Genomic DNA, 19,726 nt, shown 5'->3' on the forward strand with positions numbered 1-19,726 from the left:
GGCAATTTTCTGTGCGGCGGGTCTTGGCAAAGGGGGGCGAATCGGTCCAAAGGCTTTCGTGAACGTAAAGGGAAAGGAAGCACCGATGGATTTCGACCTCACCGAGCGGCAGAAGCATTGGCAGGGCCGCGTGCGCGAATTCGTCGAGCGCAAGATCCGCCCCGCCGTCGCCACCTACAAGGAGCAGGACCGCACCGGCGACCGCTGGAAGGTCATCCAGGTCGTCGAGGACCTCAAGGCCGAGGCGAAGGCCGCAGGCATCTGGAACCTGTTCATGCCGCCGCGCAGCGCTGCGCACCATCATGTCGATGAAAGCTTCGAGTTCGACGGCCCGGGGCTCACCAACCTTGAATATGCGCTGTGCGCCGAGGAGATGGGACGCGTGGGCTTTGCCAGCGAGGTGTTCAACTGCTCCGCGCCCGACACCGGAAATATGGAGGTGTTCCACCGTTACGGCACGCGCGCGCAAAAGGAGCGTTGGCTGAAGCCGCTCATGAACGGCGAGATCCGTTCCGCCTTCCTGATGACCGAACCCGCGGTTGCCTCGTCCGATGCGACCAATATCGAGACGCGCATCGAGCGCGACGGGGACGACTATGTGATCAACGGCCGCAAATGGTGGTCGTCGGGCGTCGGCGATCCGCGCTGCAAGGTCGCGATCGTGATGGGCAAGACCGATTTCGGCGCCAAACGCCACCAGCAGCAGTCGATGCTTGCGGTGCCGATGGACACGCCCGGGATCACGGTGCTGCGCCACCTTCCCGTCTTCGGCTATGACGACGCGCCGCACGGTCATATGGAGGTCGAACTCAAGGACGTGCGCGTCAACGCCGAAGAGGCGATGCTGCTGGGCGAAGGCCGCGGCTTTGAAATTGCGCAGGGCCGCCTCGGACCGGGCCGCATCCATCACTGCATGCGCACGATCGGCGTCGCCGAGGAAGCGCTCGAGAAAATGTGCAAGCGGCTCCAATCGCGCGTCGCCTTCGGCAAGACAATCGCAGAACACAGTATCTGGGAACAGCGGATCGCACGCGCCCGCATCGACATCGAGATGACGCGCCTCCTCTGTCTCAAGGCGGCCGACATGATGGACAAGATCGGCAACAAGGCCGCCGCGGCCGAGATCGCGATGATCAAGGTGCAGGCGCCCAATATGGCGCTCAAGATCATCGACGATGCAATCCAGGCTCACGGCGGCGGCGGCGTCTCCGACGATTTCGGCCTTGCCAACGCCTATGCCCATCAGCGCACCCTGCGGCTTGCCGACGGACCCGACGAGGTGCACGCGCGCGCCATCGCACGGATCGAGCTCGCCAAGCATGCGCCCACGAGCGACCCGGGCTTTTCGTCGGGGGACATCGGGGTTTCGCGCTAGCCCCTCCGCCTCGCGGATGGGCCGAGGGAGGACCCGGCCGGTTCGCATTTCCAATCCCCTCCCCTGGCCCCTTCTGCCAGCGGGAGGGGGACGAACGGAGATTTCAGATGACCAAAGCCGCCGTCCTGATCGAACCTGGCAAGCCGCTCGCCATCGAAGAGGTCGTCGTCGACAAGCCCGGGCCGCATGAGGTGCGCATCCGCACCGCCGCGTGCGGGCTCTGCCATTCGGACCTGCATTTCATCGAGGGCGCCTACCCGCACCCCCTTCCCGCCATCCCCGGCCACGAGGCCGCAGGCATTGTCGAGGCGGTCGGCAGCGAGGTGCGCACCGTGAAACCGGGCGATGCGGTGATCACGTGCCTTTCTGCCTTCTGCGGCCACTGCGAGTTCTGCGTCTCCGGGCGCATGTCGCTGTGCATGGGCGGCGATACCCGGCGGCCGGCGGGTTCGGCGCCACGGATCACCCGGCCGGACGGATCGCCCGTCAACCAGATGCTGAACCTCAGCGCCTTTTCGGAGGTGATGCTCGTTCACGAACATGCCTGCGTCGCGATTGACCCCGACATGCCGCTCGACCGCGCCGCGGTGATCGGCTGCGCGGTGACCACCGGCGCGGGAACGATTTTCAACGCCTGCAAGGTGACGCCGGGCGAAACGGTCGCGGTCGTCGGCTGCGGCGGCGTGGGGCTCGCGACAATCAACGCGGCGAAGATCGCCGGCGCGGGGCGCATCATCGCCGCCGATCCGGTGCCTGAGAAGCGTGCCCTCGCGCAAAAGCTGGGCGCGACCGACGTCGTCGACGCCCTCGCCGACGATGCCGCGAAGCAGATCGTCGAAATTTCGAAGGGCGGTGTCGACCATGCGATCGAGGCGGTCGGACGCCCCGCCTCGGCGAACCTTGCCGTCGCGGCGCTTCGCCGCGGCGGCACCGCGACGATCCTTGGCATGATGCCGCTTTCGGAAAAGGTCGGGCTCGGCGCCATGGACCTGCTCTCGGGCAAGAAATTGCAGGGCGCGATCATGGGCGGCAACCGATTCCCGGTGGATATTCCGCGGCTCGTCGATTTCTACCTGCGCGGGCTGCTCGACCTCGACAGCATCGTCGCGGAAACCATCCCGCTGTCACAGATCAACGAAGGGTTCGACAAGATGAAGAAGGGCGACGCCGCGCGATCGGTGATCGTATTCGACCAATGACGACAGGGCTCGACGCGCAGAAGGCTTTCAGCGGCACCGTCGCGCCCGAGGGCGCAGACGTCCTCGACGAGGCGAAGCTGACCGCCTGGATGGAAGCCAATGTCGAGGGCTTTGAAGGTCCGCTGACCCAGAGCAAGTTCGCCGGCGGCCAGTCGAACCCGACATACAAGATTTCGGCGCCATCCGGCCATTATGTCCTGCGCCGCAAGCCCTTTGGCCCGCTCCTTCCTTCAGCCCATGCAGTCGACCGGGAATATAAGGTCCAGTCGGGATTGCATAAGATGGGTTTCCCCGTCGCGCGCCAATATGGCCTGTGCACCGACGAGAATGTGATCGGCAGCTGGTTCTATGTGATGGCGATGGTCGATGGCCACACGATCTGGGATGGCGCGATGCCGGGGTCGACCCCCGAAAACCGCCGCGCGACCTATCTGGCGATGATCGACACGCTCGCCGCGCTCCACAATATCGATGTCGAGGCGGCGGGCCTTGCCGACTACGGCAAGCCCGGCAATTATTTCGGCCGCCAGGTCGACCGCTGGACCAAGCAGTATCGGCTCTCCGAAACCGAAACGATGGACGAGATGGAGCAGCTGATTGCATGGTTGCCCGCGACGCTCCCGGAACAGACACGCACCAGCGTCGTTCACGGCGACTATCGCATCGACAATATGATCTGGGCCAAGGACCGGCCCGAGGTACTCGCGGTGCTCGACTGGGAACTGTCGACGCTGGGCGATCCGCTCGCCGATTTCACCTATGTCGCCATGGCGTGGGTGACCGAAAATGGCGGGCGGTCGGGCGTCATGGACATCGACCGCAAGGCGCTCGGCATCCCCGAGCTCGACGAGGTCGTCGAGCGCTACTGCGAGGCGACGGGCCGCGACGGCGTGCCCGATATGAACTGGTACTTCGCCTATAATTTCTTCCGCCTCGCCGGTATCATGCAGGGGATCAAGAAGCGCGTCATCGACGGCACCGCTTCCTCGGCCCACGCGAAGGCGATGTCCGAGCGCGTCCTGCCCCTCGCCGAGAAGGCGTGGGATTTTGCCCGAAAGGCCGGCGCATGAGCCTGTTCGACATGACGGGCGAGGTCGCCCTGATCACCGGGTCATCACGCGGGATCGGAAAGGCGATCGCCGAAGCGATGGCCGAGCATGGCGCGAAGGTCGTGATCTCGAGCCGCAAGCAGGATGCCTGCGACGTGGTCGCGGCGGAACTGAACGCAAGGCACGGGCCGGGCACAGCGATCGCGGTCGCGGCGAATATCTCGTCGAAGGAGGCGCTTCAGCATCTGGTCGATGAAACGCTCGCCGCCTTCGGCGCGGTCACCGCGCTCGTATGCAACGCGGCGTCGAACCCCTATTATGGTCCTTCGGCAGGGATCAGCGACGAGCAGTTTCGCAAGATTCTCGATAACAATATCATCGCCAATCACTGGCTGATCCACATGTGTGCGCCCGCGATGCTCGCCGCGGGCAAGGGATCGATCACGATCATCAGCTCGATCGGCGGCCTCAAGGGCTCGTCGATCCTGGGGGCCTATGCGATCTCGAAGGCCGCCGACATGCAGATGGCACGCAACCTCGCTGACGAATTCGGGCCGCAGGGGGTCCGCGTCAACTGCATCGCGCCGGGCCTCATCAGGACCGATTTCGCGCGCGCGCTCTGGGAGAATCCCGACACGCTGGAGGTGTCGACGCGCCGCGCCTCGCTGCGCCGCATCGGCGAGCCCCATGAGATCGCGGGCGCTGCGGTGTTTCTCGCAAGCCCGGCGGGCGGCTTCACCACCGGCCAGACGATCGTCATCGACGGCGGCAACACTTCGAGCGGAGGATGAGCATGGGCGCATTGGACGGCAAGATCGCGATCATCACCGGAGCGGGCTCCGGCATCGGCCGCGCGAGCGCGCTGCGCTTTGCCGCCGAGGGCGCAAAGCTGGTCATTGGCGACAGGACGGCGGGCGTGCACGACACCGCGCAGGCTGTGAAGGAAGCCGGCGGCGAGGCGGTCGCGCTCGAAATCGACGCCGGGATCGAGGCCGATGTGGCAAAACTCGTCGCAACCGCGATCGAGACCTATGGCGGGCTCGATATCGCCTTTGCCAACGCGGGGATCATCGGCGACATGGGGGGCATTTTCGACATCACGCCCGAGGGATGGGCGGAAACCCTGCGCGTCAACCTGATCGGCCCCGCCTTGATGGTGAAGCATGCAGGCAAGGCGATGGTCGATCAGGGCCGCGGCGGCGCGATTGTGTTGACCGCGAGCGTCGCGGGCATCAATTCGGGGGCCGGCCCCGCCGCCTATTCGGCATCGAAGGCGGGCGTCATCAACCTCGCGAAGACCGCGGCGCAGCAGATGACGAGTGCGAATGTTCGCGTCAATGCAATCTGCCCGGGGCTGACCGAGACCGGCATGACCAAGCCGACCTTCGACTATGCGAAGGAAAAGGGGGTGACCCACAAGATCGGCCAGCTCAATCCGCTGAAGCGTGCCGGCCAGCCCGAGGAACTCGCCAATGTCGCTCTCTTCCTCGCAAGCGACCAGGCGAGCTATGTCAACGGTCAGGCAATCGCGGTAGACGGCGGTCTCACCAGTTCGCATCCCGTGACGCGGCAGTTGCTGGGCCAGACCTCGCACTAGGAGCAGATGCGATGCAGTACCGGCAACTTGGCGACAGCGGCATCCGCGTTTCGGCTATCTGCCTCGGCAGCTGGCTGACCTATGGCGCGGGGGTCGACGACAGCGCGGGGCAGGCCTGCATCGACGCGGCCTTCGAGGCCGGAATCAACTTCATCGACACGGCGAACGTCTATGGCATCGGCGCAGCAGAGGAATTTCTCGGCCGGGCGCTACAGGGACGGCAGCGCGACTCCTACGTTCTTGCGACCAAGCTCTTTTTCCCCATGTCCAAGACCGACAGGGGCTTGTCGGCGGCGCAAGTTGCAAAGCAGATCGACGCGAGCCTGACACGGCTCCGGACCGACTATGTCGATCTCTACCAATGCCACCGCTATGACCCCGACACCCCGCTCGAAGAGACGATGGCGGCGCTGAGCACAGTGGTGCGGAGCGGCAAGGCACGCGCGATAGGCTTTTCCGAATGGGCCCCCGACCAGATCGAAGCCGCGCTCGCGCTTGCACCCCCGCACGTCAAATTCGTGTCGAGCCAGCCGCAGTACAGCCTCCTCTATCGCCGGATCGAGAAAAAGGTCATCCCGATCAGCATCGCCAGCGGCATCGGTCAGATCGTCTGGTCACCCCTCGCGCAAGGCGTGCTCAGCGGCAAATATCGCCCGGGCGCCGCGCTTCCCGAGGGGACCCGCGCGACGAGCGAAGATGCGCATTTCATGCGGCAGTTCCTGACGGATCCGGTGCTCGAGGCGGTGCAGAAGCTCGCCCCGCTCGCCGAGCGCGCGGGATGCACGATGGCACAGCTCGCGATCGCCTGGGTGCTCGCGCAGCCCGGTATCACCAGCGCAATCGTCGGCGCGAGCCGGCCCGATCAGCTCCGCGAGACCGCCGCAGCCGCAGACCTTGCCATTGATCCGGCGCTGCTCGCAGAAGCCGCCGCCATCCTCGAAGGAGTGCGAATTACGTGAGCCACGGCATGGACAAGACGCGCCTCGATCGCATCCCGGCATTTCTCGCGGCCAAATATGTCGACACCGGACGGTTGCCTCATGCCGCGACGCTCGTGTCGCGCCGCGGCGAGATCGCGCACCGCTCATGTATCGGTGAAGCACGGCCCGGCGAGGCGCTTCAGGAGGATGCGATCTTCCGCATCGCCAGCATGACCAAGCCGATTACCAGCATCGCGTTCATGATGCTGCTCGAGGAAGGCAAGGTCGCCTTGTCCGATCCACTTGTGAAATTCTGCCCCGAGTTCAAGGATACCGGTGTTTTCGTCGCGGGCGGAGGCAACGCTCCTTTCCTGACCCGGCCGCCGGCACGCCCGATCCTGATGATCGACCTGCTTCGGCACACCGCGGGGCTGACCTACAGCTTCCAGGAGCGCACCCCGGTCGATGCCGCCTATCGCACGACGAAGATCGACGATTTCGACGCCGATTACACGATGGACAGCTTCATTGCGAGCCTGGCCCAGATCCCGCTCCAGTTCGACCCCGGCGCGCACTGGAATTATTCGATGGCGACCGACGTGCTCGGTGCAGTGATAGAGCGGATCGAGGGCAAGCCCTTCGCGCAGGTCATGAAGGAGCGCATCTTCGACCCGCTTGGCATGGTCGACACGGGCTTCAAGGTACCCGCGGACAAGCAGCACCGCCTCACCGACGCCTACGCCTTTCACCCGAAGGAGAAGATGCGGCAGTTCGACGCGGGCGACCGCAGCCGCTGGGCGAAGGATCGCAGCTTCCACTCAGGGGGAGGCGGGCTCGCCTCGACGCTGGATGATTATCATCGTTTCTGCCTGATGCTGCTCGGCGGCGGCAAGCTCGGCGATGTGCGGATCATCAGCCGCAAGACGCTCGACCTGATGACCTCGAACCACCTGGTGGGGGGCGGCGACCTCACCGAGCACAGCGTCGGCATCTTTTCCGAAGACGAGAATGCGGGGGTCGGCTTCGGCCTCGGTTTCGCCGTCACGCTCGATCCGGCGCGCGCGGGTATTCCGGGGTCGGCGGGCGATTTTTACTGGGGCGGCATGTTCTCGACCGGCTTCTTCGTCGACCCGGTCGAGCAGATCTGCATGGTCTTCATGACCCAGCTCATGCCCTCTTCCACCTATCCCGTGCGGCGCGAGGTCAAGACTCTCGTCCACGCCGCGATCGACGACTGAGCCTTTTTTCGATTTTTACAGACCAAGGAGTTCTCCCATGTCCGATGAAACCCCCGTCAGCGTTACCATGGAAAAGGACGGCGAAGTTGCCGTCGTCATCGTCAACAATCCGCCCGTCAACGCGCTGTCGTGGCATGTGAGGGAAGGGCTGAAGACCCAATTCGAGGCCGCGCTCGCCGATGACAGCGTCAAGGCCATCGTGCTGCGCTGCGACGGCGGCACCTTCATCGCCGGCGCCGACATCAGCGAATTCGGAAAAGCCCCGCGCGGCCCTGATTTCAATGCCGTCCTCAACATGGTTGAAGCTGCCACCAAGCCGGTGGTCGCGGCGATCCACGGCACAGCACTCGGCGGCGGGCTCGAGACCGCGCTCGTCTGTCATTATCGCGTCGCCGTTCCCTCTGCCAAGCTCGGCGTGCCCGAGGTCAAGCTCGGCCTGCTGCCCGGCGCCGGGGGCACCCAGCGCCTGCCCCGCGTCGTGGGCGTCGAGGCTGCCGCGACCATGACCTCGCTCGGTGAGCCGCTTCCAGCCGCGAAGGCGAAGGAACTCGGGCTCGTCGACGAACTCGCGGGCGAGGATAGCCTCGCCGCCGATGCCATCGCTTTTGCACGCGCCAAGATCGCGGATGGCCCGCGCCCGACCCGCGAACGCGCGGTGTTCGGCGACGTCGGCGTGATCGAGGAGCTCAAGACCAAGAATGCGAAGCGCTGGCGCGGCTTCGAGGCACCCTACGCCAACCTCGCCTGTGTCGAGGCCGCGACGCGTCTGCCTTTCGAGGAAGGACTCGCCTTCGAACGCCAGGAATTCATGAAGCTGATGATGGGCAGCCAGTCGGCGGCGCAGCGCCACATCTTCTTCGCCGAGCGCCAGGCCGCGAAGATCGACGGCCTGCCCAAGGATATCAAGCTGCGCGAGGTGAAGAAGGTCGGGATCATCGGCGCCGGCACGATGGGCGGGGGCATCATGATGAACTTCCTGCAAAAGGGCTTTGCCTGCACCATCGTCGAGATGCAGCAGGAGGCGCTCGACCGCGGGCTCGGTGTCGTGCGCAAGAATTATGATGCCAGCGCAGCGAAGGGCCGCTTCAAGCCCGAGCAGGTCGATCAGATGATGGGGCTCATCACCCCGTCGCTCGACCTCGAAGCGCTCGCCGACTGCGACCTCATCATCGAGGCCGTCTACGAGAATATGGACGTGAAGAAGGAGATTTTCGGCAAGCTCGACACGATCGCCAAGCCTGGCGCAATTCTCGCGTCGAACACCTCCTATCTCGATGTCAACGAGATTGCGGCATCGACGAGCCGCCCGGGCGACGTGCTCGGTATGCACTTCTTCTCGCCCGCGAATGTCATGAAGCTGCTCGAGGTCGTGCGGGGGGACAAGACCGCCGACGACGTGCTCGCGACCGCGATGGCGATAGGAAAGAAGATCGGCAAGGTCGCCGTCGTCGCCGGCGTCTGTCACGGCTTCATCGGCAACCGCATGCTCGCGCCGCGCCAGATCGAGGCGCAGAAGCTGCTGCTCGAGGGTGCGACCCCCGCGCAGGTCGACAAGGTCCATGTCGATTTCGGCATGCCGATGGGCCCCTTCCAGATGAGCGACCTTGCCGGCGTCGACATCGGCTGGCACCGCGACCCCAACCGTATCGAGAGCATCCGCGATGCGCTGTGCGCCGAGGGCCGCTGGGGGCAGAAGAAGCAGGCCGGCTTCTACGATTATGACGACAAGCGCAATCCGTCGGAAAGTGCGCGTGTCGCAGAGATCATCGACGAGTTCCGCAAGAAGGCGGGAATCGAGAAGCGCGAGATCAGCGAGCAGGAAATCATTGAGCGCACCCTATATCCGATGGTCAACGAAGGCGCGCTGATCCTCGCTGAAGGCAAGGCGCAGCGCGCAAGCGACATCGATGTCGTCTGGATCTACGGCTACGGCTGGCCTGTCTATCGTGGCGGTCCGATGTTCTGGGCGGGGCTCGAAGGCACCGACAAGATTGCCGCCGCCCTCGAGAAGCACGGCTTTGAAGTCGCGCCGCTGCTCAAGGAAAAGGCAGAGGCGAAAAGCGGCTTTTAAAGCCGGCTCACCTCAATTGGACATCGCCGCCTGACCCCCCGCGTCAGGCGGCGTTTCCCTACCGCTTGGATACGCTTCCGCGCCTTGGGGCCGAGCGCCTTGCAATCAGCCCTGCAAGGTCCGGATGATCGCCGAGAAGTCGTGACCGCCCTCATCGGCCGCGACGAACGCCTCATAGAGCTCGCGCGCCTTCGTTCCCATCGGCACATCGGCATCGACGCTTGCCGCCGCTTCCATTGCGAGGCGCAGGTCCTTGAGCATCAGCGCCGCTGCGAAGCCACCCTTGTAATCATTGTCCGCGGGCGTGGACGGGCCGACGCCGGGCAGCGGTGCATAGCTCGTCAGCGACCAGCATTGCCCCGACGATACGCTGGCGATGTCGAAGAATTTCTGCGGGTCGAGCCCCAGCTTCTGCGCCAGCGCCAAGGTTTCGCACGTTGCGATCATCGAAGCGCCGAGCAGCATATTGTTGCAGATCTTCGCGGCCTGCCCCGCGCCCGCGTCGCCGGCGTGGATCACCGCCTTGCCCATCTTCGCGAGGATCGGCTGGCTCCGCGCGAAGCCCTCGTCGGTGCCGCCGACCATGAACGTCAGCGTGCCCGCATTCGCCGCGGCAATGCCGCCGGAGACCGGTGCATCGACCGCGACGAGTCCCCTGGCGGTCGCGGCTTCGATATTCGCGCGCGCGGTCGCGACGTCGATCGTCGAACAGTCGAGCAGCAACGTCCCCGGCGCGGCGCTGGGGAAGACGTCGCTTTCATAGACGCCCGCGACATGCTTGCCGGCGGGGAGCATCGTCACGACGGCTTCGGCGCCGGTGACGGCCTCCGCCGCCGAGGCGACGCGCGTGCAGCCCGCTTCGACCGCGCGCGCAAGCGCCTCTTCGCTGAGGTCGAAGGCGCGGACCTCGTAGCCCGCCTTGGCCAGATTCGCGGCCATCCCGCCGCCCATGTTTCCGAGGCCGATGAAAGCAATCTTCATAATGCACCTATCTCTGAAAGAAATCCGAATCCACCGACCAGGACCATGAGGGGGCCAAAGATGGTCATCATCACGAGCTGGAAGCGTTGCAGGGCGCGGTCAAACCGCGTCAATGGCAACGGCTCCTCGCCCGTCGCCGCGAGAATGCCCGCTTCGAGCAAGCTGATGCCGTCCTCGCTGGGATGGCGCCATCCAAGGACAGCAAGGCAGCAGAAAAACGCACCCATGCCCAGAATGACGAGAGCGAAGATCACCGCCCCTTCCACACGCCTTCGCGCTTCTCGATGAAGGCGGCCATGCCCTCGGCCTTGTCCTCGGTCGCAGCGAGAATCTGGAACAGCCGGCGCTCGTAGATCAGCCCTTGGTCGAGCGTCGTTTCGAAGGCGGCGTTGACCATGTCCTTGTTCACCATCGCAGCCATTGGCGGCATCGATGCGATCAGCGTCGCGGTCTTCACTGCCTCATCGACGAGCGTTTCGTGCGGCACGACGCGCGCAACAAGGCCCGAACGCTCGGCCTCCTCCGCGTCCATCATCCGGCCCGTAAGGCACATTTCCATCGCCTTTGCCTTGCCAATTGCACGGGTCAGTCGCTGCGACCCGCCCATGCCAGGCGCAACGCCAAGCTTGATTTCGGGCTGGCCGAACTTCGCCTTCTCCGACGCGATGATGAAGTCGGCCATCATCGCAAGCTCGCAGCCGCCGCCGAGCGCGAAGCCGTTGACCGCCGCAATCCACGGCTTTCTCACCTTCTTCACGAAATCGCTGGTCCATTTCGAGAAGAAGTCCTCAAGATAGAAATCGGCCGCCGGCTTGTCGGCCATCTCCTTGATGTCGGCACCCGCTGCGAACGCCTTGTCGCCCGATCCGGTGAGCACAGCGCAGCGCTGGCCCGGGTCAGCCTCGAACGCCGCGAAGGCGGCGATCAGCTCGTCGAGCACGCCCGAATTGAGCGCGTTCAGCGCCTGCGGACGGTTCAATGTGACCAGCGTGACCGCGCCGCGCTGTTCCACAACAATGGTTTCGTAGCTCATCTTATTCTCCATCGTTTTCACGCGAGCGGCGTCCATGTCTCTTCAGCCGGCAGCGGCGCAAAGATCGCGTCAATCCATTCGTCGCTCACGGCTTCGGCACTCGGCGGGTTCCATTTCGGGCTGTTGTCCTTGTCGACGATCAGCGCGCGGACGCCCTCGAGGAAGTCGTGCATCTGCACCACGCGGCTGCCGATCGCATATTCCTGCACCATCTCGGCGGCGAAGTCGGGCATCGCCGCGCCTTCGCGAAGCTGGCGGAGCGCGACCTTGCAGGTCTGGGGCGACTTGGTGTTCAGCGCGTCGAGTTCCTTAGCGGCCCACTCGCTTCCGTCCTTTTCCAACGCCGCGAGAATGTCCTCATAGCGATCGCTCGCGAACAGGCGATTGATCTTGTCGATCCGGCCCGTAATCGCGGCAGTCGGCGCGGTAACCGACAGCTCGCCCAATATGCCCCCAATGCGGTCAGGATTCGCTGCTATGCGCTCTTTCGCCTCGGCGACCCGCTCGGAAGGCAGATAGTGGGTCGCAAGACCGAGCGCGAGGCACTCAGCGCCGTCGAGCCGCGCGCCGGTGAGCGCGAGAAAGACGCCGACGCGACCTTCGAGCCGCGGCAGATACCAACCGCCGCCCACATCGGGGAACAGACCGATCCCGGTCTCGGGCATCGCAAAGCGGGTATGCTCGGTCGCGACGCGATATTTCGCCGGCTGCGAAATGCCCACACCGCCGCCCATGGTGATCCCGTCCATGAAAGCGACCACGGGCTTGGGATAGGTGAAGAGCAGATGGTTGAGGCGATATTCGGTGTGAAAGAAGGCGCGCGCCTCCTTGCCGTCCTTCGCGCCGCTCTCGGCGAGCATGCGGATGTCGCCGCCGGCGCAAAAACCCCGGCCCTCGCTGTGGTCGATGATGACCGCCTCGATGGCGGGATCATCGCGCCATGCCACAAGCGCCTCGATCATGGCCTCGCACATCGGCAGGTTGAGGGCGTGGATCGCCTTCGGCCGGTTGAGAGACAGGCGGCCGATGCGGCCCTCCACGGAAATCAGAACATCTTCGGTCATTGGCGCAGCAGGTCCCTTCCCACAATCATCCGCATCACCTGATTGGTCCCCTCGAGGATCGAGTGAACGCGCAGGTCACGCCAGAAGCGCTCGATCGGATAATCCTTCAAATAGCCATAGCCGCCGAAAAGCTGGAGGGCGCGGTCGACCACCGCGCTGCCATTGTCGGTCGCAAGCCGCTTCGCCATGGCCGAGAAACGGGACTTGTCGGGGGCATTCGCGGTGACCTTGGCCGCGGCGAGATAAAGCAAGGCGCGCGCGGCCTCGAGGTCGGTCGCCATGTCGGCGAGCATGAACTGGGTATTTTGGAAATCGGAAATCGGCTGCCCGAACTGCTGACGATCCTTGGTATAGCCAATCGCTTCGTCGAGGCAGCGCTGCGCCCCGCCGAGCGAGCAGGCCCCGATATTGAGCCGGCCCCCGTCGAGCCCCGCCATTGCGAAGCGGAATCCGTCGCCCTCGGCCCCGACGCGATTCTCGACAGGGACCTTCACATTATCGAGGATGACCTGCGCCGTGGGGGAGGCGTTCCAGCCAAGCTTGCGCTCCTTCGCACCGAAGCTGACGCCTTCCATGTCCTTTTCAATGACGAGGCACGAAATGCCCTTGGGCCCTGGCTGCCCGGTGCGCACCATTGTCACATAGATGTCGTTCACCCCCGCGCCCGAGATGAACTGCTTGGTGCCATTGACGACATAGTGATCGCCTTCAAGCTTCGCCGTCGTCTTGAGCGCTGCCGCGTCCGAGCCCGAGCCCGGTTCGGTGAGGCAATAGCTTGCCATCTTGTCCATGGTGACAAGATCGGGGAGGAATTTCGCCTTCACCGCATCGCCGCCAAATCGGTCGATCATCCAGCTCGCCATATTGTGAATGGAGACGAAAGCACTTGTCGCGGGGCAACCATAGGCCATGGCTTCCATGATCAGCGCCGCTTCGAGCCGGCCGAGGCCGATGCCGCCCGATTCCTCGCTGACATAAATCGCCGCGAAGCCTAGCTCCGCCGCCTGCTTGATCACGTCGCGCGGGAAATGTCCCTTTTCGTCCCACTCCGCAGCGTGCGGTGTGATCGCGTCGGCGGTGAATTTGCGGGCCATATCCTGAATGGCAAGCTGGTCATCGGTGAGTTGAAACTGGTCGGTCATGCTCTTTTCTCAATAACGGCCTCGGCCTCGATTTCGACTTTCCATTCGGGACGAAGCAGCGCCGACACGACGACCATCGTCGCGGCGGGGCGGATGTCGCCGAACATTGCGCCATGGGCGCGGCCGACAAGGTCGGCATCGGCGGGGTCGGTAATATACATACGGGTGCGCACGACATCGGCAGGATGGCTGCCGAGCGCGGCGAGTGCTTCGCTGATGATCGTCAGGCAGCGCGCAGCCTGCACGCCGGCATCGCCCACGGTCGAGGAGCCGTCGGGCTCGATCGGCGCGCAGCCCGCGACGTCGATGCGGTTGCCCACCCGAACCGCCCGGCTGTAGCCGTAGACAGGTTCATAAGGGGAGGCGGAACTGTGCGTTTGGCGCGAGCTCTCAACCACAGCTGATCTGCGTGATCTTGTAGGCGTCATCGTACATGACGTTCACCCGGTCCTGGCGATAGTCCATCGTCATCGCGGAGCGCGGCGGGGCCCAGCGCAGCGTACGTGCACCCGCGGCCTTTAGGATCGCGCCGCCCACTTCGGCCGCCGCTGTCTGGCCGACATAGGACTGCACCGCGTCGGCGTTACAGGTCATTTCGGCGGGCGGCGGAGGCGGCGTTGATCCGGTTGTGGCCTCGCCCGCGGCGCACGCGGCAAGCGGCAGGGCGGCGGCGATTGCGATCCAGCGACTGTTCATCCGATCAACTCCCTCTCATCCATCACCGCTTAGGCGGCGCAGCGCGTATAGCGCATCGGTTCGGCTGCGGCACCCTCGCCATAATCGCGGCGGAACAGCAGCTTGCCGCCGTCCTCGACCGCAAGCAGCATCAGTCGGTCCCATTCCTCGCCTTCGCCGCTGAATTTGTAATCGGCGATAATGCGATTCGCGCTGCGATCGCGCACCCGGGCAAGCTCGCCAGCGGATTCGAAGAAGCGCAGCGTTTTGCCGTCGATTACCAGCGCAGTGAGGTCGCTCCCGCGGGGGGCCGTGCAATCGGCTCCCTTGAGCGCCCAGCGCCCCTGGATCGCCGCCGGAATTGCCTTCTCGCCGCTGCCGATGCCTGGATCGGGCGCGGCGGGAGGCGCCACCGACGGGTCAGGCGTGTAGGCGATGTCCGCGCCCGCCGCTGCCGGCGGGGGCTCCGCCGGTTCAGCGGCGGGCGCCGGCGCCGATCCTTCGGCGGTCTGCGCGGGCTGTTTCTCATCCTGGCCGCCGCTGCACGCGGCGAGCATCAGTAGCGAGGCCGGCATCATCCAACGCATCATCCTTCTTCTCCTTCGGACAGAAGAATGCCTCTGCGACGGCGCGGTTTCATCGCCTGCCCGACCTCTCAGCCCATGGTCGGGATGACGAATGCGTTCGACCCGTCGCCGCCCCCGTCGGGCCAACGCGCGGTGACCGTCTTGATCCTGGTCCAGAATTTGACGCCTTCCATACCGTGCTGGTTGGTGTCGCCGAAGGCCGAGCGCTTCCAGCCGCCGAAGGTGTGATAGGCAACGGGCACCGGGATAGGCACGTTGATGCCGACCATCCCGACATTGACCCGCTGGGCGAATTCACGTGCCGCGTGGCCATTACGCGTGAAGATGGCGACGCCGTTGCCATATTGGTGCCTTGACGGCAGCTCGAGCGCGGTTTCGAAATCAGCGGCGCGGACGATCTGAAGGACGGGGCCGAAAATTTCTTCCTTGTAGCTTTCCATGTCGGGGGTGACATGGTCGAAGAGCGTCGGCCCTACGAAGAAGCCGTCCTCATGCCCCTGAAGCGTGAAACCGCGACCATCGATGACCAGCTCGGCCCCCTCCTCGGCGCATTTCTGGATCCAGCCTTCGACCTTCGCCTTGTGGGCGGCCGAAACAACGGGGCCGTAATGGGCCTCGGCATCGGTGGACACGCCAACGCGCAGCGCCTCGATCGCGGGCACCAGCTTTTCGCGAAGCCGGTTCGCGGTGTCCTCGCCGACCGGCACGACGACCGGCAGCGCCATGCAGCGCTCGCCGGCTGAGCCGAAGGCGGCGCCGGTGAGGTCGTTCACCACCTGGTCGAGGTCGGCGTCGGGCATGACGATACCGTGGTTCTTTGCCCCGCCCATTGCCTGCACGCGCTTGCCGTTCGTGACACCGCGATTGTAGACATAATGGGCGATGTCAGACGAACCGACGAAGCTGACTGCGCCGATATCGGGATGGTCGAGAATCGCATCGACCATTTCCTTGTCGCCGTGCACCACCTGCAAGATGCCCTCGGGCAGCCCCGCCTCGAGCATCAGTTCGCCGAGCCGCACCGGCACGCTCGGATCGCGCTCGCTGGGCTTCAGGATGAAGGCGTTGCCCGTCGCGATCGCTGGGCCGAACATCCACATCGGGATCATCGCGGGGAAGTTGAAAGGGGTTATGCCCGCGCCGATCCCGATCGGCTGGCGCATTGAGTAGACGTCGATGCCGGGGCCGGCACCCTGCGTATATTCACCCTTCAGCACGTGCGGGATGCCGCAGCAGAATTCGATGACATCGAGCCCGCGCTGCACGTCGCCGCGCGCGTCGGCGACAACCTTGCCATGCTCGCTCGCCAGCAGTTCGGCGAGTTCTTCGATATGGGCCTCGACGAGGCGCTTGTAGTCGAACATGACGCGCGCACGGCGCTGCGGATTGACCGCAGCCCAGGCCGGCTGCGCCGCTTTCGCCGCCGCGACTGCCCGGTCGAGGAGCGCCGCGTCGCCGAGCGCCACCGCGGCCTGCACGCCGCCATTGTTCGGATCGAAAACATCGCCCTTGCGCGAGCTGCCGCCGGCACCGCCGACGATATGATGGTCGATCTGTCGCATAATCAAGTCTCCCGAATGTCCTTGCGGTCCGCAACAGACGAAGACCGGGCCGATTGCAAGGGATAGACTTGCAGCATGATGCTGCATATTCGCAGGCCATGGATTGGGACAAGCTGCAATATTTCCTGTCGGTCGCGCATCATGGCACATTGGCGCGCGCCGCGCAGGCCCTGCACGTCGACCCGACGACGGTCAGCCGGCGGGTGAGCAGCCTCGAGGCCGATCTCCAGCAGACCCTGTTCGAACGCGCACCCGCGGGCTTTGCCTTGACCGCGGCAGGCCGTGCCCTTTTGCCGCACGCCGAGGCGATGGCAGCTGCGGCGGCGCGCATTCACCGCGCCGAGGGGCGCTCCGACCTGTCGGGGCAGCTTCGCATCAGCGTCTCCGAAGGCTTCGGAAGCAGCTTTATCGCGCCGCGGCTTGCGGCTTTCGTTGCCGCGCATCCCGAGATCGAGATCGATCTTGTCGCCTCATCGGGCTTTCTCAATCCCTCGCGGCGCGAAGCCGACATGGCGGTGCTGCTCGCGCGGCCGCGCAAAGGGCCGCTCCTGACGCGCAAGCTCGCCGATTACAGCCTTGGCCTCTACGCCCCGGCGGACCGGCCGGACTGGAAGGATGCGGTCGAACGGGCGCCGCTTTCGCGCGCGGGGATCGCCGTGATCGGCTATATGCCCGACATTCTCTATGCGCCCGAACTCGACTATCTGGGCGAGATCGAGCCCGGGCTGCGCGCCACAGTACGCTCTTCCTCGATCCTCGCGCAACGACGCATGATCGCGAGCGGCGCGGGGGTCGGGGTGCTGCCCTGCTTCCTCGCTGCCGAGGACCCCGCGCTGGTGCGCGTGCGCCGCGATCAGACAATCGGGCGCAGCTTCTGGCTCGCACTTCACCGCGACGTCGCGCCGCAGCCGCGGATCCGCGCCTTCATCGACTGGCTCGATGCCCGGGTGCGCGAAGGGCGCGACGTGCTGGTCCCGTCGTAACCCTCGCCATCACGGCGCCGACATTTCGCTCCCAACCGTCACTTGCGCCAGCCGCGGGCTGAGCAGGTGGATCGCGCCGACGGCGAGGAAGTAGACCACGGTGCAGGCCGCAAAAATGATGGTGTAATTGCCGCCCGTCGCGTCAAGAACGAGGCCGGTCGATTTCGCCATGATCATCCCGCCGACCCCGCCCGCGAAGCCGCCGAGACCGATCACCGATCCCACCGCGCGTTTTGGGAACATGTCGGGCGGGATGGTCAGGATGGTCGATGAAAATGCCTGATGCCCCGCAAGCGCGATGCCGATCAGAACCACCGCGAGCCACATATTGTCGAGCCCGGAGACGAAGAGCAAAGGCAGCACGCAGCAACCGGCGCCGAGCATCGTAGCCTTGCGGGCGAAGTTGACGCTGCGCCCGGAATGAATCAGCTTCGAAGACACCCAGCCGCCAATGATGCTGCCGGCGTCGGACAGAAGGTACATGATGATCATGGGCAGCAGCACGATCTTCAGATCGACGTCATAGGTATCGGCGAAATATTTGGGCAGCCAGAAGAGCATCAGGAACCAGACCGGGTCGGTCAGAAATTTGCCGATCGCAAAGGCCCAGGCCTCGCGCTTGGTGACGACGCGGCCCCAGCCGATCTTTTCCACCTGCTCTGGCGGATCGTGCTCGATCCAGGCAAGCTCGCCCTCGCTCACACGGCCGGTGTCGCGCGGATTGCTGTACTTCCAGAGCCACAGGACGAGGAGGACAACGCCGACGAGTCCCGAGTAGATGAAGGTTTCGCGCCAGTCGAACCCCATCCCCACCATCATCAGCGAGATAGCCGGCGCCGTCAGGATCACGCCAATCGTCGTCGCGCTGTTGACCCAGCCGATCGCATAGGCACGCTCCTTTTGCGGGAACCATTCGCTCGACGCACGAACGACAGCCGGGAAATGCCCGGCCTCGCCGACGCCGAGCATGGCGCGCGCGAACATGAACGAGACGACCGAACCTGCAAAACCGTGGGCGACATGGCCGATCGTCCAGATGGTGATCGCGATCGCGTAGCCGATGCGGGGGCCGAAACGGTCGATCAGCCAGCCCATGAACAGATAGCCAAGGGCGTAGGCGGCCTGGAACGCGGTAACGATGTTGCCGTAGTCGTTCTCCGTCCAGCCGCGATCGTCACCCAGCATCGGCGCGAGGAGGCCGAGCATCGTCCGGTCGATATAGTTGACCGTCGTCGCTGCAAACAGAAGCGCAATGATCGTCCAGCGATAGCGGCCCGCTCGGGGCACCGGCGGCGGATCCGCTGCGTCTGCGAGGCCCTGCGCCATATGTCTCTCCCGTCTTTTCTCTTGATCTGTCTAAAGGCTTTCGATCGTGCAGCCGACGCAAATCTGTCCGTCGAACAGCGCCTCGGCCCGCTGGCCCGGCCGAATCTCGTGGACGCCGGTGATTGCACCGGTCGACACCCATGTGCCGGGTGCGATCGCGATGCCGCGTGCGCGCAATGTGCGGATCAGAAAGAGCGCCGCGCCGAACGGACCGTCGAGCATCGTTTCCATTGTTGCCGCGCCGACGCGTTCCGCGTCGATGCGAAATTCGACCGGCATCGCCAAGAGATCGCGCTCACGCCAGCCTGCAATCGCCGGGCCGAGCACCAGTCCCTTGTTATTGCCATAGTCGGACGCCGTCACCGCGGGCCCATGATCGTTGATCTCGCGAAAGGGCGAGCTTGCAATCTCGATCCCGGTGCGAAGCTCGATAACCAGATCCTTGACCGATTCGAGGTCCCATACGCCGTCGCCGACTTCACCGAGGCAGAGCAGCACTTCCGCCTCGGCCGCCGCGAACCCCTTCTCATAGACGGGCATCGCCGGGCATTCCCCGGCGCTTCCATCGACGATCTCGTCGGCGAAGATGGGACCCGTCAGCCGGTTGTCGCCATAGCGCTCGGCCAGCGGGGCCGCTATCCGCCCGACCTTCCAGCCGCCGATGCGGCGCCCGTCGAGCGCGATCGCTGCGTCCTGGATTGCATAGGCCTCCGCCATCGTCTCGGGCACAACCCCGGGATAAAGGGTAAGCGGTGTCTTTTTGGTGCGCGCGGCGACGAACGCCTTGGCCACATTTTCCTGTTCGTTGGTCGCCCGCATTGTCGTGATTTCCCTTTTCGGTGAAGAGGATCTAAAAGACACCGGTGTCAAAAGCAAGCGAATAGCCATGGCTCCCCGGTTGATTTTGCGCCCGCGAACGCTCAC

At 64.8% G+C, this 19,726-nt stretch carries 20 protein-coding genes; 9 read left to right on the top strand and 11 right to left on the bottom strand.

The features are described 5' to 3' along the window. The first annotated feature begins 85 nt into the window (after positions 1 to 85). The 8 genes from LH20_RS18325 (at position 86) to LH20_RS18360 (ending at position 9,449) form a co-directional block, all read left to right on the top strand. On the top strand, positions 86 to 1,375 hold the full coding sequence (locus LH20_RS18325) for an acyl-CoA dehydrogenase family protein (protein WP_053555463.1): 1,290 nt from the start codon (positions 86 to 88) through the stop codon (positions 1,373 to 1,375). A gap of 107 nt (positions 1,376 to 1,482) precedes the next feature. Continuing rightward, complete coding sequence (locus tag LH20_RS18330; protein WP_053555464.1) at positions 1,483 to 2,574, top strand: Zn-dependent alcohol dehydrogenase; 1,092 nt, start codon at positions 1,483 to 1,485, stop codon at positions 2,572 to 2,574. After that, complete coding sequence (locus LH20_RS18335; protein ID WP_053555465.1) at positions 2,571 to 3,644, top strand: phosphotransferase family protein; 1,074 nt, start codon at positions 2,571 to 2,573, stop codon at positions 3,642 to 3,644. Before LH20_RS18330 ends, LH20_RS18335 begins: the two co-directional genes overlap by 4 nt. Further along, positions 3,641 to 4,414: an SDR family NAD(P)-dependent oxidoreductase gene (locus tag LH20_RS18340; protein WP_053555466.1), complete on the top strand. Its 774-nt coding sequence runs from the start codon at positions 3,641 to 3,643 to the stop codon at positions 4,412 to 4,414. Before LH20_RS18335 ends, LH20_RS18340 begins: the two co-directional genes overlap by 4 nt. A gap of 2 nt (positions 4,415 to 4,416) precedes the next feature. Beyond that, complete coding sequence (locus LH20_RS18345; RefSeq protein ID WP_053555467.1) at positions 4,417 to 5,220, top strand: SDR family NAD(P)-dependent oxidoreductase; 804 nt, start codon at positions 4,417 to 4,419, stop codon at positions 5,218 to 5,220. Positions 5,221 to 5,231: 11 nt separating this feature from the next. Beyond that, entirely contained in the window at positions 5,232 to 6,179 is a 948-nt protein-coding gene (locus LH20_RS18350; RefSeq protein ID WP_053555468.1) for an aldo/keto reductase family protein, read from the top strand. Then, positions 6,176 to 7,378 carry a serine hydrolase domain-containing protein gene (locus LH20_RS18355; protein WP_235527020.1) on the top strand — a complete coding sequence of 401 codons (1,203 nt, stop codon included), beginning with the start codon at positions 6,176 to 6,178 and terminating at the stop codon, positions 7,376 to 7,378. Before LH20_RS18350 ends, LH20_RS18355 begins: the two co-directional genes overlap by 4 nt. A 37-nt stretch (positions 7,379 to 7,415) precedes the next feature. Next, positions 7,416 to 9,449, top strand: coding sequence for a 3-hydroxyacyl-CoA dehydrogenase NAD-binding domain-containing protein (locus LH20_RS18360; protein ID WP_053555470.1), 2,034 nt, complete (start codon positions 7,416 to 7,418; stop codon positions 9,447 to 9,449). 105 nt (positions 9,450 to 9,554) lie between these two features. Here LH20_RS18360 and mmsB read toward each other — a convergent pair whose 3' ends face one another. From mmsB to LH20_RS18405, 9 genes are all read right to left on the bottom strand, one after another. Further along, on the bottom strand, positions 9,555 to 10,430 hold the full coding sequence (gene mmsB, locus LH20_RS18365; RefSeq protein ID WP_053555471.1) for a 3-hydroxyisobutyrate dehydrogenase: 876 nt from the start codon (positions 10,428 to 10,430) through the stop codon (positions 9,555 to 9,557). Continuing rightward, positions 10,427 to 10,684: a hypothetical protein gene (locus LH20_RS18370; protein WP_053555472.1), complete on the bottom strand. Its 258-nt coding sequence runs from the start codon at positions 10,682 to 10,684 to the stop codon at positions 10,427 to 10,429. The genes mmsB and LH20_RS18370 overlap by 4 nt, the downstream gene beginning before the upstream one ends. Further along, positions 10,681 to 11,463, bottom strand: coding sequence for an enoyl-CoA hydratase-related protein (locus LH20_RS18375; RefSeq protein ID WP_053556368.1), 783 nt, complete (start codon positions 11,461 to 11,463; stop codon positions 10,681 to 10,683). The genes LH20_RS18370 and LH20_RS18375 overlap by 4 nt, the downstream gene beginning before the upstream one ends. 17 nt (positions 11,464 to 11,480) lie before the next feature. Then, on the bottom strand, positions 11,481 to 12,527 hold the full coding sequence (locus LH20_RS18380) for an enoyl-CoA hydratase/isomerase family protein (RefSeq protein WP_053555473.1): 1,047 nt from the start codon (positions 12,525 to 12,527) through the stop codon (positions 11,481 to 11,483). Beyond that, the gene (locus LH20_RS18385; RefSeq protein WP_053555474.1) at positions 12,524 to 13,669 is read right to left on the bottom strand and encodes an acyl-CoA dehydrogenase family protein; all 1,146 of its coding nucleotides are present in this window, start codon (positions 13,667 to 13,669) and stop codon (positions 12,524 to 12,526) included. The genes LH20_RS18380 and LH20_RS18385 overlap by 4 nt, the downstream gene beginning before the upstream one ends. Then, a complete protein-coding gene (locus LH20_RS18390) occupies positions 13,666 to 14,067 on the bottom strand; it encodes a RidA family protein (RefSeq protein ID WP_235527021.1) in 402 nt (133 codons plus the stop codon). The genes LH20_RS18385 and LH20_RS18390 overlap by 4 nt, the downstream gene beginning before the upstream one ends. After that, on the bottom strand, positions 14,060 to 14,365 hold the full coding sequence (locus LH20_RS18395; protein WP_053555476.1) for an I78 family peptidase inhibitor: 306 nt from the start codon (positions 14,363 to 14,365) through the stop codon (positions 14,060 to 14,062). The genes LH20_RS18390 and LH20_RS18395 overlap by 8 nt, the downstream gene beginning before the upstream one ends. A gap of 29 nt (positions 14,366 to 14,394) precedes the next feature. Then, complete coding sequence (locus LH20_RS18400) at positions 14,395 to 14,934, bottom strand: hypothetical protein (protein ID WP_053555477.1); 540 nt, start codon at positions 14,932 to 14,934, stop codon at positions 14,395 to 14,397. Between the two features lie 65 nt (positions 14,935 to 14,999). Beyond that, positions 15,000 to 16,493, bottom strand: a complete 1,494-nt coding sequence (locus tag LH20_RS18405) for a CoA-acylating methylmalonate-semialdehyde dehydrogenase (RefSeq protein WP_053555478.1) — start codon at positions 16,491 to 16,493, stop codon at positions 15,000 to 15,002. Positions 16,494 to 16,591: 98 nt separating this feature from the next. On the opposite strand from LH20_RS18405, the gene LH20_RS18410 reads away from it, so the two are divergent. Then, positions 16,592 to 17,476: a LysR family transcriptional regulator gene (locus tag LH20_RS18410; protein ID WP_053556369.1), complete on the top strand. Its 885-nt coding sequence runs from the start codon at positions 16,592 to 16,594 to the stop codon at positions 17,474 to 17,476. 9 nt (positions 17,477 to 17,485) lie between these two features. Here LH20_RS18410 and LH20_RS18415 read toward each other — a convergent pair whose 3' ends face one another. Next, positions 17,486 to 18,802, bottom strand: a complete 1,317-nt coding sequence (locus LH20_RS18415) for an MFS transporter (protein WP_053555479.1) — start codon at positions 18,800 to 18,802, stop codon at positions 17,486 to 17,488. 30 nt (positions 18,803 to 18,832) lie between these two features. Next, a complete protein-coding gene (locus LH20_RS18420; protein WP_053555480.1) occupies positions 18,833 to 19,621 on the bottom strand; it encodes a 2-keto-4-pentenoate hydratase in 789 nt (262 codons plus the stop codon). Positions 19,622 to 19,726: the final 105 nt, after the last annotated feature.

Origin of the sequence: Sphingopyxis sp. 113P3, from assembly GCF_001278035.1 — a bacterium.
In the GTDB taxonomy this organism is placed as follows: Bacteria; Pseudomonadota; Alphaproteobacteria; order Sphingomonadales; family Sphingomonadaceae; genus Sphingopyxis.